At 48.5% G+C, this 12,317-nt stretch carries 9 protein-coding genes, 1 pseudogene and 1 other annotated feature (1 of these 11 cut by a window edge); all 10 genes and pseudogenes read left to right on the forward strand.

The features are described from left to right. Nucleotides 1–78 precede the first annotated feature (78 nt). The 10 genes and pseudogenes from ruvA to dtd all read left to right on the forward strand — a co-directional run bounded on the left by ruvA (nt 79) and on the right by dtd (nt 12,256). Nucleotides 79–672 carry a Holliday junction branch migration protein RuvA gene (ruvA, locus tag KNP94_RS09775; RefSeq protein ID WP_029331039.1) on the forward strand — a complete coding sequence of 198 codons (594 nt, stop codon included), beginning with the start codon at nt 79–81 and terminating at the stop codon, nt 670–672. A gap of 7 nt (nt 673–679) precedes the next feature. Next, nucleotides 680–1,675: a Holliday junction branch migration DNA helicase RuvB gene (gene ruvB, locus KNP94_RS09780; RefSeq protein ID WP_088837524.1), complete on the forward strand. Its 996-nt coding sequence runs from the start codon at nt 680–682 to the stop codon at nt 1,673–1,675. Nucleotides 1,676–1,678: 3 nt separating this feature from the next. Further along, complete coding sequence (gene queA / locus KNP94_RS09785; protein WP_088837523.1) at nt 1,679–2,722, forward strand: tRNA preQ1(34) S-adenosylmethionine ribosyltransferase-isomerase QueA; 1,044 nt, start codon at nt 1,679–1,681, stop codon at nt 2,720–2,722. Then, entirely contained in the window at nt 2,719–3,864 is a 1,146-nt protein-coding gene (gene tgt / locus KNP94_RS09790; RefSeq protein ID WP_088837522.1) for a tRNA guanosine(34) transglycosylase Tgt, read from the forward strand. Before queA ends, tgt begins: the two co-directional genes overlap by 4 nt. Nucleotides 3,865–3,934: 70 nt before the next feature. Further along, nucleotides 3,935–4,225 carry a preprotein translocase subunit YajC gene (gene yajC / locus KNP94_RS09795; protein WP_029331035.1) on the forward strand — a complete coding sequence of 97 codons (291 nt, stop codon included), beginning with the start codon at nt 3,935–3,937 and terminating at the stop codon, nt 4,223–4,225. 153 nt (nt 4,226–4,378) lie between these two features. Further along, nucleotides 4,379–6,590 (forward strand): annotated as a pseudogene (gene secD, locus KNP94_RS15930) (protein translocase subunit SecD). Nucleotides 6,591–6,660: 70 nt separating this feature from the next. Next, on the forward strand, nt 6,661–8,970 hold the full coding sequence (gene recJ, locus KNP94_RS09810) for a single-stranded-DNA-specific exonuclease RecJ (RefSeq protein ID WP_215115614.1): 2,310 nt from the start codon (nt 6,661–6,663) through the stop codon (nt 8,968–8,970). Next, on the forward strand, nt 8,949–9,467 hold the full coding sequence (locus tag KNP94_RS09815) for an adenine phosphoribosyltransferase (RefSeq protein ID WP_215115615.1): 519 nt from the start codon (nt 8,949–8,951) through the stop codon (nt 9,465–9,467). Before recJ ends, KNP94_RS09815 begins: the two co-directional genes overlap by 22 nt. A gap of 140 nt (nt 9,468–9,607) precedes the next feature. Beyond that, entirely contained in the window at nt 9,608–11,806 is a 2,199-nt protein-coding gene (locus KNP94_RS09820; RefSeq protein ID WP_214807267.1) for a RelA/SpoT family protein, read from the forward strand. Nucleotides 11,807–11,818: 12 nt separating this feature from the next. Beyond that, nucleotides 11,819–12,256 carry a D-aminoacyl-tRNA deacylase gene (gene dtd, locus KNP94_RS09825; RefSeq protein WP_214766476.1) on the forward strand — a complete coding sequence of 146 codons (438 nt, stop codon included), beginning with the start codon at nt 11,819–11,821 and terminating at the stop codon, nt 12,254–12,256. Between the two features lie 56 nt (nt 12,257–12,312). Then, nucleotides 12,313–12,317: a binding site (T-box leader), on the forward strand (it continues 218 nt past the right edge of the window).

Below are 12,317 nucleotides of genomic sequence, written 5' to 3' on the forward strand. Positions count from 1 at the left end.
GGAAGAACATTTTGAAGCAAATCGGACTTATATGCTACAATAGCACGAGAGTTTGTAATTGGATGGGAGCGTTCTAAATTGATAGAATTCGTACGCGGCGAGGTCGCTTATGTCTGTGCGGAATTCGTGACGATCGAAGTCGGGGGGATTGGCTACAAAATCGTAGCACCGAACCCGTTTTTTTATCGGACCGGAGACGAACAGGTTATCGTATATACGTATCATTATGTGAGAGAAGATCAAGAAGTATTGTTCGGATTCCGTTCACGACGCGAACGTGCATTGTTCACGAAATTGCTTGGTGTGACAGGAATTGGTCCAAAAGGGGCACTCGCAATCGTCGCGTCAGGAAATGTTGACGCGCTTGTCGAAGCGATTGAACAGGAAAAAGAAAGTTACCTCATCAAGTTCCCGGGCGTCGGTAAAAAGACGGCGAAACAGATGACACTTGATTTAAAAGGGAAATTAGCCGAGCTCGCTCCGGATTATGTACCGAGCGAAGGGCTGTTCGCTCAAAGTAATGCCGAGTTGAACGAAGCATGTGAAGCCTTGACGGCTCTCGGGTACAGTGACCGTGAAGTCGAAAAAGTCAAAAAGGCGCTTCAAGCCGAAGTGCTCTCGACGGATCAATATGTCAAGCGGGCCCTTCAGTTGTTATTGAATGTGAGGTGAGGACAAAATGGAAGAGCGGATTTTATCAGAATCAGCCCATGCAGAAGATCAAGAAGAGTGGAGTCTACGTCCGCAAACACTTGATCAGTACATCGGTCAAGAGAAGGCAAAAGGAAACTTAAGTGTCTTCATCGAAGCGGCGAAGATTCGTCAAGAGACGCTCGATCACGTTCTGCTTTATGGCCCTCCTGGTCTCGGAAAGACGACACTTGCGACGATCATCGCCAATGAGATGGGCGTCGGTGTCAAGACGACAGCAGGACCGGCAATCGAGCGACCGGGTGACTTAGCAGCAATCCTCTCGTCACTCGAACCGGGAGATGTCTTATTCATCGATGAAATTCATCGGCTCAGTCGTTCAATCGAAGAAATTCTGTATCCGGCGATGGAAGATTATTGCCTTGATATCGTGATCGGACAAGGCGAACTGGCCCGCAGTGTCCGGATTGACTTGCCACCGTTTACGCTCGTCGGTGCGACTACGCGGGCCGGGATGTTGTCTGCCCCGCTCCGTGACCGCTTCGGTGTGACACTGAAACTTGAGTATTACACGATGCCGGAGCTCTCAGCGATTGTTACCCGGACGTCACGTCTATTCGGATTTGAAGCAGACCGGATGGCGGCGGAAGCCATCGCGCTCCGCTCGCGTGGAACGCCACGGGTCGCCAATCGCTTATTACGCCGGGTGCGTGATTTTGCCCAGGTCGCCCATCAAACAGAAATCGATGCGACACTCGCGACGAGTGCACTCGACCGGCTCCATGTCGATGCGCTCGGACTGGATGATGTCGATCACCGGTTACTCCGTTCACTCGCTGAACGGTTTGCTGGCGGACCCGTCGGACTCGAAACGATTGCCGCAACGATCGGGGAGGACGCACAGACGATTGAAGACGTCTACGAACCGTACCTGTTACAACAAGGATTTTTACAACGAACCCCACGCGGTCGTGTCTTGACACCGTTCGCGCGGCAACATTTAGGATTGAAAGAAGGAAATTGACTCATGGATGTAAACTTATTTGATTTTCATTTGCCGGAAGAACAGATTGCCCAAGTTCCCTTACTCGATCGGACGAGCTCGAAGCTGATGGTGATTGATCGTGAGACGGGAGCGTTACGTCACGAACGGTTCCATGATATCGTCTCGCACTTCAATGCGGGCGACACGCTCGTCATCAATGATACAAAAGTCTTACCAGCCCGTTTGTTTGGTGTCAAAGAAGAAACCGGTGGAAAAATCGAGCTGTTGTTATTGAAGCAGACGAGTGATGATGTCTGGGAGACGCTCGCAAAACCAGCGAAACGTGTGAAGCCGGGAACGGTGATTACGTTTGGTGACGGCTTACTTAAAGCTGAATGCGTCGAAGCGCTCGACGATGGCGGACGAATTTTGAAGTTCTCGTATGACGGTATCTTTTATGAAGTCCTCGACGAGCTCGGGACGATGCCGCTTCCACCGTATATTCACGAGCAACTCGACGATCAAGATCGTTACCAGACGGTGTATGCGCGCGAACGCGGGAGTGCTGCGGCACCGACTGCTGGACTCCATTTCACACCGGAATTGCTGAAAGCATTGACGGATAAAGGCGTTACACTAGCACCGCTCACGTTACATGTCGGTCTCGGTACGTTCCGTCCGGTTTCGGTCGATGACGTCGACAGTCATAAGATGCATAGTGAATATTATGAACTGCCGGAAAGTTCAGCAGCAATTTTACGTGAGACACGAGCGCGCGGCGGACGGATCATCGCGGTCGGAACGACGTCGACGCGGACACTTGAGACAGTTATCCGTGATCATGGTGACTTCGTCGAAGCGACGGGGTGGACGGACATCTTTATTTACCCGGGGCAGGAAGTGAAGGCGATCGATGGTTTGATTACGAATTTCCATTTGCCGAAGTCGACGTTAATCATGCTTGTCTCCGCACTGTCGACCCGGGAACACATTTTACACGCATACGAAGAAGCCGTCGCAAACGGATACCGATTCTTTAGTTTCGGTGACGCGATGTTCTTAACAAGAGAGGAATTAAACCGATGACAAAACACGCAGTAACATACGAACACATTAAGACATGTAAACAATCAGGTGCGCGGTTAGGAATCGTCCACACGCCGCACGGTAGCTTCGAAACACCTGTCTTCATGCCAGTCGGAACGCAAGCGACGGTCAAGACGATGGCACCGGAACAAATCAAGGACATGAACGCAAACATCATTCTCTCGAACACCTATCATCTCTGGGTTCGTCCGGGGCACGACGTCATCAAAGAAGCAGGCGGTCTACACAAGTTCATGAACTGGGATGGCGCGATTTTAACGGATTCTGGTGGTTTCCAGGTCTTCTCACTCGCTGACCTCCGGAACATCACGGAAGAAGGCGTCCACTTCCGGAATCACTTGAACGGGGACAAGCTGTTCCTCTCACCGGAAAAAGCGATGGAGATTCAAAACGCACTCGGTTCAGACATCATGATGGCGTTTGACGAATGTCCGCCGTTCCCGGCGTCACACGAATACATGAAAGCATCGGTCGAACGGACAAGTCGCTGGGCAGAACGTTGCTTGACGGCGCATGAACGGCCGCAAGATCAAGCCTTGTTCGGGATCATCCAAGGGGGCGAGTACGAAGACTTACGTCGTCAAAGCGCACGTGACCTTGCATCACTCGACTTCCCAGGCTATGCCGTCGGTGGTTTGTCTGTCGGAGAACCAAAAGACGTCATGTACCGGGCGCTCGAATTCACGACGCCACTCATGCCGGAAGATAAACCACGTTACTTGATGGGTGTCGGATCACCGGATGCCTTGATTGAAGGGGCGATTCGCGGTATCGATATGTTCGACTGTGTCTTACCGACGCGGATTGCGCGTAACGGAACGTTGATGACATCAAGCGGCCGGCTTGTCGTCCGTAATGCGAAATATGCACGCGATTTCCGTCCGCTCGACGAAAAGTGTGATTGCTATGCATGTAAAAATTACTCACGTGCCTACATCCACCACTTGATTCGTGCCCAGGAAACGTTCGGTTTACATCTCTGTTCGACACATAACCTTCACTTCCTCGTCAAATTGATGGAGGGCGTTCGCCAAGCGATTCGAGAGGACCGTTTACTTGATTTCAAGGATGAGTTCTTCGAAGAATACGGTTATAATTTACCAAACGCAAAGAATTTCTGAGTTATCGTCTGACAAATCAATCGTTTCAAGGTATAATGAACGTGATTTGAATGAAAAGGAGCTGAGTCAGATGCAACAACTAATCACATTCCTCCCGATGATTTTGATCTTCGTGGTGTTCTATTTCTTGTTGATTCGTCCACAGAACAAACGCCAGAAGCAAGTCCGTGAAATGCAAACGCAATTATCACGCGGCGACACGGTCGTTACAATCGGTGGACTCCACGGAGTCGTACAAAAGGTTGATGAAACGACAGTTACATTAAAATCAGGGAATTCCCAATTGACGTTCAATCGTAGTGCAGTCGCGGAAGTTACAAAAAAATCAACGACTGTCATGGACGACGAAACCGTCGAATAAGGCAAGAAAAAGACGCTTTCCGAATTTCGGAGCGTCTTTTCTGTCTTTATATGAGAAAAACGATTGCTATGATTACCAATTCTTATGTAAGCTAGGATAGGATACGAAAGTTGTCTGAAAATATACTGGGGTTTAGAGAAAGGACAATGTAGCATGGTTAAGAAAGGAAAACTAGCCACGTTCTTCATTATCGTCGCCGCATTACTCATCTTGATCGGCACGACGTCGACATGGCTCTTGAAAGACACGAAACTCGGTCTTGATTTAAAGGGCGGGTTCGAAGTGTTGTATGAAGTTCAACCCTTAAAAGAGGGGGATGTCATCGATGATACAGCGATGAGCGCGACGTTGACGGCAATCGAAAACCGTGTCAACGTTCTCGGTGTATCGGAGCCGGACATCCGAATCGAAGGGAAAGACCGGATTCGTGTACAACTCGCGGGTGTCAAAAACCAAAGCGAAGCACGTCAGATTCTATCTTCGACAGCCGAGTTATCATTCCGTGATATCGACGATAAGCTGTTGCTTGACGGATCGGATTTAAAGGCGAAGGGTGCGAAAGTCGGATATGATCCGAATACGAACGAACCACTCGTCGAATTAACATTGAAATCAAAAGAGAAGTTCTATGAAGTGACACAACAGATTTCGCAAAAACAAGCGCCGGATAATCGTCTCGTTATTTGGCTTGATTATGCGAAAGGTGACACGTACGAAAAAGAGATTCAAAAAGAAAATTCGAAAATTGTATCTGATGCGTCAGTCAATCAGCCAATCAACTCGGATAAAGCAATCATCTCGGGTGGCGATATCGACGCCGAGTACGGAAAACAATTGTCATCCATTTTAAATGCTGGGGCATTACCGGTTAAGCTTGATGAAATCTACTCGACATCAGTGTCGGCGGCATTCGGGAAAGATGCGCTTGATCAAACATTATTTGCATCAATGATCGGTGTTGCGGCAGTCTTCTTATTCATGTTGCTGTTCTACCGTGTATCTGGTTTCGTCTCAATCATCACGTTGTTGTTCTATATTTACCTCGTCATGATCTTCTTCAACGGAATCAATGCCGTCTTGACCTTACCAGGTATCGCGGCACTCGTCCTTGGAGTCGGGATGGCGGTCGATGCGAACATCATCACTGCAGAGCGGATTAAAGATGAGCTACGTAGTGGGAAATCTGTTTTGTCGGCATTCAAAGCCGGGAATCGCCGTTCATTCGGAACGATTTTAGATGCGAACTTAACGACGCTGATCTCAGCAGGTGTCCTCTATTACTTCGGAACGAGTACCGTCAAAGGGTTTGCGATCATGTTGATGGTTTCGATTGCCGTCACGTTCATCACGAACGTCTTCATCTCTCGTTACTTGATGCAACTTCTTGTCAGTAGCCGTTGGTTTGATAAGAAAAAATCATGGTTTGGCGTAAAGGAGAGTGAAATTCGTGAACTTTAATCCTACGAAATTCGATTATGTAAAACATCGCAAAGTCTACTTCACGATCACAATCGCTTTAGTTCTCCTGTCGGTTCTGTTGCTTTCATTCCGAGGCTTGAATCTCGGGATTGACTTCACGGAAGGGACACGGGTCGAAATTTCTTCGGAAAATCAAATCCAGGAAAGTGAAGTCCGGTCCGTCATTGAAGAAGCGGGGATCGACGCAAAAGAAATCGACGGGATTCAGTTCGCGCAAGGCGGTACGCTCGCGAACGTCACGTTCGTCGGTGAGTTCAGTCAAGAACAAGTCGCGGAAATGAACAAAACGATTGAAGCGAAGTATGATAAAGCACCAAGTATTTCAACGGTCTCCCCACAAGTGGGTCGTGAGATCGCCCGAAATGCGATGTACGCTGTCTTGCTCGCTTCAATCGGAATTGTCATCTATGTCTCGTTCCGTTTCCAACCGACGTATGGCATCGCGACAGTGCTTGCTTTGCTCCATGATGCCTTAATGATCATCGCGTTCTTCTCACTCTTCCAAATCGAAGTCAACCTGTACTTCATCGCCGCCGTCCTGACGATTATCGGGTACTCGGTCAATGATACGATCGTGACGTTCGACAGGGTGCGTGAAAATTTAGGGCGTGCTGAAAAAGGCGGCAGAACCGTTTCGTTTGATGAATTATGCGACGTCGTCAACGAATCGATTCAGCAAACGATCATCCGTTCAATCAATACGGTCGTGACCGTCATCATGACGGCTGCCGCCCTCTATATTTTCGGAAGTGAAGCGATTCGTGGTTTCAGTCTTGCCTTGCTTGTCGGTTTGTTCATGGGGATGTATTCATCGATCTTCATCGCTGCGCAACTTTGGCTCGTCATGAAAAAACGCACATTAAAACAACCAAAACAAGCTTCATGAAGACAATCCGCGTTGGGTATCCCTGACGCGGGTTTTGTCTTATAATGGGGAAGTTGATTGGAGGGATTGGATGTATCATTCAAAAAAAACATGGCTCGACAAAGCAGTCGATCCGCTAAAAATAGACGAGCTGGTCGCGCAAGCGTCCGTCTCACCGAACGTAGCCCGTCTGCTAGTCCAGCGTGGTCTCGAGACGCCGGCTCAGGCAACGGCCTTTTTAGAAGCAGGACAAATGCCGTTCCATGACCCATTCCTGTTTCAGGATATGGAAAAAGTCGTCGCACGGATTAAAGAAGCTGCCGATCAAGGTGAAATGATCTTAATTTATGGGGATTATGATGTCGATGGTGTCAGTTCGGCTGCGATTTTGTGGCATGCGTTAACTGAAATCGGGGCAATGGCAGAATGTTATATCCCGAACCGGTTCACGGAAGGATACGGACCGAATGAAGCGGCCTTCCGCTGGGCGGTCGAAGAAGGATTCGGATTAATCATCACGGTCGACTGCGGGATTTCAGGTATCAAGGAAGCAGCCGTCTTAAAAGAGTTAGGTGTCGACCTCATCATCACCGATCACCATGAGGCGAAAGAAGTTCTCCCGGACGCCTATGCGATGATTCACCCGGGTGTCGATCGCAACTATCCGTTCTCAAAACTCGCTGGGGCAGGTGTTGCCTTTAAAGTCGCACACGCACTGCTCGAACGTGTCCCGACGGAGTTGCTTGACCTCGCCGTGCTCGGAACGATTGCCGACTTAGTACCGCTCGTCGATGAGAACCGGTTGCTTGCGACAAAAGGAATTGAAGCGTTGAATGGAAGTGAGCGTCCCGGCATCTTGGCACTACGCCAAGTCTGTAGTTTGACGGAAGACGAACTGACGGAAGAATCGGTCGGGTTCGCATTCGGTCCCCGGATCAATGCGGCCGGTCGACTCGATTCCGCGATGCCGGCACTTGAGATGTTACTTGCTGAGACACTCGAGGAAGCCGTCGTACTTGCGAACCAGCTCGACCAACAAAATAAACAACGGCAAGACATCGTCAAACAAATCGCGGAAGAAGCGACAGCACTTGTCGAAGAAAAATATCTAGAAGACCGTGTGCTTGTTGTTGACGCGGACAACTGGAACCCGGGTGTCGTCGGCATCGTCGCCTCACGACTCGTCGAGAAATATCACCGTCCGGTCATCATGCTTTGTCATGATGCGGAGAAGGGGACGGCGAAAGGGTCTGGTCGCTCGATTGCAGCCTTCGATTTATTTGCCGAGTTGACGCTATGTGAAGACATCTTACCGCATTTCGGTGGACACCCGGCAGCTGCCGGCATGACACTCTCGTCGGATGACGTCGTCACGTTACGTGAACGCTTGAATGCACAGGCTGCCAAACTACCGGATGAAGCCTTCATCGCGACGATTGAGATCGACTTGCGTCTACGCGTCTCTGACGTTTCAATCGGATTAATTGAGGAAATTGGTCGCTTAGCTCCGTTCGGTATGGGGAATCCGGCACCACGGATCGTCATCGAAGACGCTAAAATTCGGGACATGAAACGGATCGGCCGTGATTTGACCCATTTGAAGGCGCTCTTATCGGATGGAACGTCAGAGTTAGACGGGATTGGTTTCGGTTTCGGTGACACGGTAGACGAAATTTCACTACTCGCTGAAGTCTCATTGATGGGGAGTCTGAACATCAATGAGTGGAATGGTTTTCGGAAGCCGCAATTGATGATTCAAGATTTGGCTGTCGCCGATTATCAGTTATTTGATTACCGAGGTGGGAAAAAACCATTAACGGACATTTTTGAGTTGCCCCAAGAACAGACGACGCTCGTTGCGTTTTCGGACGAAACAAAACAAAAATATGCCGAGCGTCCGCTGAATGGGGCGATTCATGAAAATATTGTGTTCCTCGACTTACCGGAGACGGAAGAAGCATTCTTACCGTACTTGAAACAGGCGGAGCGGATTTATTGTGCGTTTAAGGATGAAGGGTACTACTTCGAGGCGATTCCGTCGCGTGAAGACTTCAAGCATTACTTTAATTACTTCGCAAAATGTCCACGCGAAGAGTTGCGGATCGGACTCGTACGTTTGTCGAAAACAAGAAAATGGTCGAAACGTTCGATTAACTTTATGCATTCAGTGTTTTCGGAACTCGATTTTCTTGTTACAATGGAGGACGGGCTACCGGGTGTGAACCCTGACGCTGAAAAACGAGATTTGACGGAGGCCGCGACGTACAAGCGTCATGAAGAACGTCAACGTCTCGAGCAACAATACATTTATTCGTCACTCGCTCAGTTGAAAGAGCGTTTTGATACTTTAGTGGAAGCGGCGAAGCAGGAGGAAATGACATGGAGTTCAAACAGCATATAAAAGAGGTCGAGAACTGGCCGAAAGAAGGAATCAGCTTTAAAGACATCACATCATTGATGGAAAATGGTCCGGCTTACAAACAATCGGTCGATGCACTCGTCGAGTATGCACGCAAGCAAGGGGCAGACGTTATCGCAGGACCGGAAGCACGTGGATTCGTCGTCGGTTGCCCTGCGGCATACGCGATGGAAATCGGTTTTGTGCCCGTTCGTAAAGAAGGCAAGCTCCCTCGTGAGACAGTCCGTGTCGAGTATGGTCTTGAGTACGGCAAAGATGTCTTGACGATGCACCATGATGCAATCAAACCAGGGCAACGTGTTGTCATCCTGGATGATTTGCTTGCGACAGGCGGGACGATTGAAGCAACGATCAAAATGATTGAACAACTTGGTGGTACGGTTGCCGGAATCGGGTTCTTGATTGAATTGGATGGACTTGGTGGACGTGAAAAATTAGCAGGTTACGATATTTTGTCATTGATTCGCTACGAAGACTAATGACAGGAATACTCTCCCGACGAACTTGTCGGGGGGGTATTTCTTTTTATTTTGACATCTTATAAAGATTTCACGATAATAGAAGATATATATTAGGGATTTAGGCGGAAGCAATCCCGGGGACTGGGTGAGGAAAAGGGATGACAAATAAACAAATCGTAAACGTAGAAGACCTTCTCGCTCGATGTGCGGAATACATGACAGAGGCAGAAGTGAACGATATTGAACGTGCCTACCAATTCGCAAAAGACGAGCATGATGGACAATTTCGTCGATCGGGTGAACCTTATATCATTCACCCGGTACAAGTTGCCGGGATTCTTGTCGACATCGGACTCGATGCCACGACGATTGTCGCAGCGCTTCTTCATGACGTCGTAGAAGATACAGACATTACGCTTGAAGAGTTGACGGAACGCTTTGGACCGGACGTCGCGATGCTCGTTGATGGTGTGACGAAACTCGGGAAAATTAAATATAAATCCAAACGTGAAGAATTAGCAGAGAATCACCGGAAGATGTTCATTGCGATGGCAGAAGACATTCGTGTCATCTTGATTAAGCTTGCTGACCGTCTGCATAACATGCGGACCTTGCAACACATGGTTAAAGAAAAGCAAGTTCAAAAAGCGGAAGAAACACTCGAAATTTTCGCGCCGCTTGCACACCGTCTCGGGATTTCGACGATTAAATGGGAGCTTGAAGACATCAGCCTCCGATACATCAATCCACAGCAATATTACCGGATTGTCTCGATGATGAAACAAAAACGAACGGAACGTGAAGCGCTCGTTAATTCCGTCATCGGAGAGGTCAATGAAGTGTTGGATGAAGTACAGATTGCTGCTGAGGTCGACGGTCGTCCAAAACACATTTACTCGATCTATAATAAAATGCAAAACTCGAAAAAAGAGTTCAGTGAAATTTATGATTTAATGGCAGTCCGAATCATCGTGGATTCAATCAAAGATTGTTACGCGGTCCTTGGTATCATTCATACGCAATACAAACCGATGCCGGGTCGATTCAAAGATTACATCGCGATGCCGAAACCGAACATGTACCAGTCGCTGCATACGACCGTCATCGGACCGAAAGGGGAGCCGCTCGAAGTTCAAATTCGGACACGGGACATGCACTTCATCGCCGAGTACGGAATCGCCGCACACTGGGCGTACAAGGAAGGAAAAGAGCAAGAGGCGAAATCGGGCTTCGAAGACAAGATTGCTCATTTCCGTGAGATCCTGGAGTTACAAAAAGATACAGCGGACGCGGAAGAGTTCATGGAATCCGTCAAAGTCGATTTCTTTAGTGATATGTTGTACGTCTTTACACCAAAGGGCGACGTCATCGAGCTACCGAAGGGCTCTGTCCCGATCGATTATGCTTACCGTATTCATACGGAGATCGGACACCGGACGATTGGTGCGAAGGTCAACGGACGGATGGTTCCAATCGATTATAAATTGAAAACGGGCGATATCATTGAAATCGTTACGTCGAAGCATAGTTACGGTCCAAGTAAGGACTGGTTAAAAATCTGTGTCTCGAGTCAAGCGAAAAATAAAATCCGTCAATGGTTCAAACGGCAACAGCGCGAAGAAAATGTCCTTAAAGGGCGCGAATTGATTGAAGCAGAAGTTAAAAAACTTGGTTTTGAACCGAAGGAAGTCATCACGGATAAAACACTCGAAGACGTCACGCGGAAGTTCAACTTCGGTCAAGAAGAAGACATGTACGCCGCAGTCGGTTACCATGGCTTGACGGCTGCCCAAGTCGCTCACAAATTGACGGAAAAGTTACGCAAAGATAAAGAATCTAAAAATCTTGAGTTGAATGACGCCATCAGTGAGATGAAAACATTTGACCGTCCGAAAAAACAAAATCCAGAAGGTGTGCGTGTCAAAGGCATCGACAATATGCTCGTCCGGATGAGTCGCTGTTGTAGCCCGGTTCCCGGGGACGACATCGTCGGTTATATTACGCGTGGACGCGGGGTGTCGATTCACCGTTCGGATTGCCTGAATGTTTTGAATGAACAAAATCCGGAACGCTTGCTCGAAGTCGAGTGGGAGCATGAAGGAAAAACGGTCAAGAGTTATAACGTCGAAATCGAAATCTCGGGGTACGACCGTGCGGGTCTACTCAATGAAGTATTGCAGTCTGTTTCAGCAACAAACACGAACATCGTTGCCGTCAGCGGTAAAGGCGATGACAGCAAACAAGCGAAGATTTCGATGACGATCGCGATCAATAACGTCAATCACTTACAAAAGGTCGTTGACCGGATTAAACAAATCTCAGACGTGTATGCAGTCCATCGCGTCATGATGACGTAAGGAGCGGATAGGATGAGAGTCGTTTTACAACGCGTCAAAGAAGCGAGCGTGACGGTCGACGAATCAATCATCGGTCAAATCGAACGGGGATTTTTATTGCTCGTCGGTGTCACGCATGAGGATACGCTCGATCAAGTCAATTGGTTAGCAGATAAAATTGCCGGGCTACGCGTGTTCGAGGATGAGGAAGAACGGATGAATCGTTCACTCGATGATGTCGATGGGAAGATTTTATCCGTCTCCCAGTTCACCTTATACGGAGACGTCAAAAAAGGGCGGCGTCCGGCATTTACCGAAGCCGCGAAGCCGGATCTTGCAAATGAACTTTATGAAGCTTTTAATACACGGCTTCGCTCGAACGGTGTAACGGTCGAAACGGGACAGTTCGGTGCGATGATGGATATTGCCCTCATCAATGACGGACCGGTCACGTTAATTTTAGAAAAGTGACCAAAGTCTTGACAGGACTTCGGGAACGATGCAATATAAATGGTAATAGAACGATTATAGA

Origin of the sequence: Exiguobacterium sp. s80 (assembly GCF_018618725.1) — a bacterium.
GTDB lineage: Bacteria > Bacillota > Bacilli > Exiguobacteriales > Exiguobacteriaceae > Exiguobacterium_A > Exiguobacterium_A oxidotolerans.

What these genes read in the sequence shown, in the direction of transcription:
- ruvB (WP_088837524.1), top strand. Translation starts at nt 680, where the DNA reads ATGGAAGAGCGGATTTTATCAGAATCAGCCCATGCAGAAGATCAAGAA.
- queA (WP_088837523.1), top strand. Translation starts at nt 1,679, where the DNA reads ATGGATGTAAACTTATTTGATTTTCATTTGCCGGAAGAACAGATTGCC.
- tgt (WP_088837522.1), top strand. Translation starts at nt 2,719, where the DNA reads ATGACAAAACACGCAGTAACATACGAACACATTAAGACATGTAAACAA.
- yajC (WP_029331035.1), top strand. Translation starts at nt 3,935, where the DNA reads ATGCAACAACTAATCACATTCCTCCCGATGATTTTGATCTTCGTGGTG.
- recJ (WP_215115614.1), top strand. Translation starts at nt 6,661, where the DNA reads ATGTATCATTCAAAAAAAACATGGCTCGACAAAGCAGTCGATCCGCTA.
- KNP94_RS09815 (WP_215115615.1), top strand. Translation starts at nt 8,949, where the DNA reads ATGGAGTTCAAACAGCATATAAAAGAGGTCGAGAACTGGCCGAAAGAA.
- KNP94_RS09820 (WP_214807267.1), top strand. Translation starts at nt 9,608, where the DNA reads ATGACAAATAAACAAATCGTAAACGTAGAAGACCTTCTCGCTCGATGT.
- dtd (WP_214766476.1), top strand. Translation starts at nt 11,819, where the DNA reads ATGAGAGTCGTTTTACAACGCGTCAAAGAAGCGAGCGTGACGGTCGAC.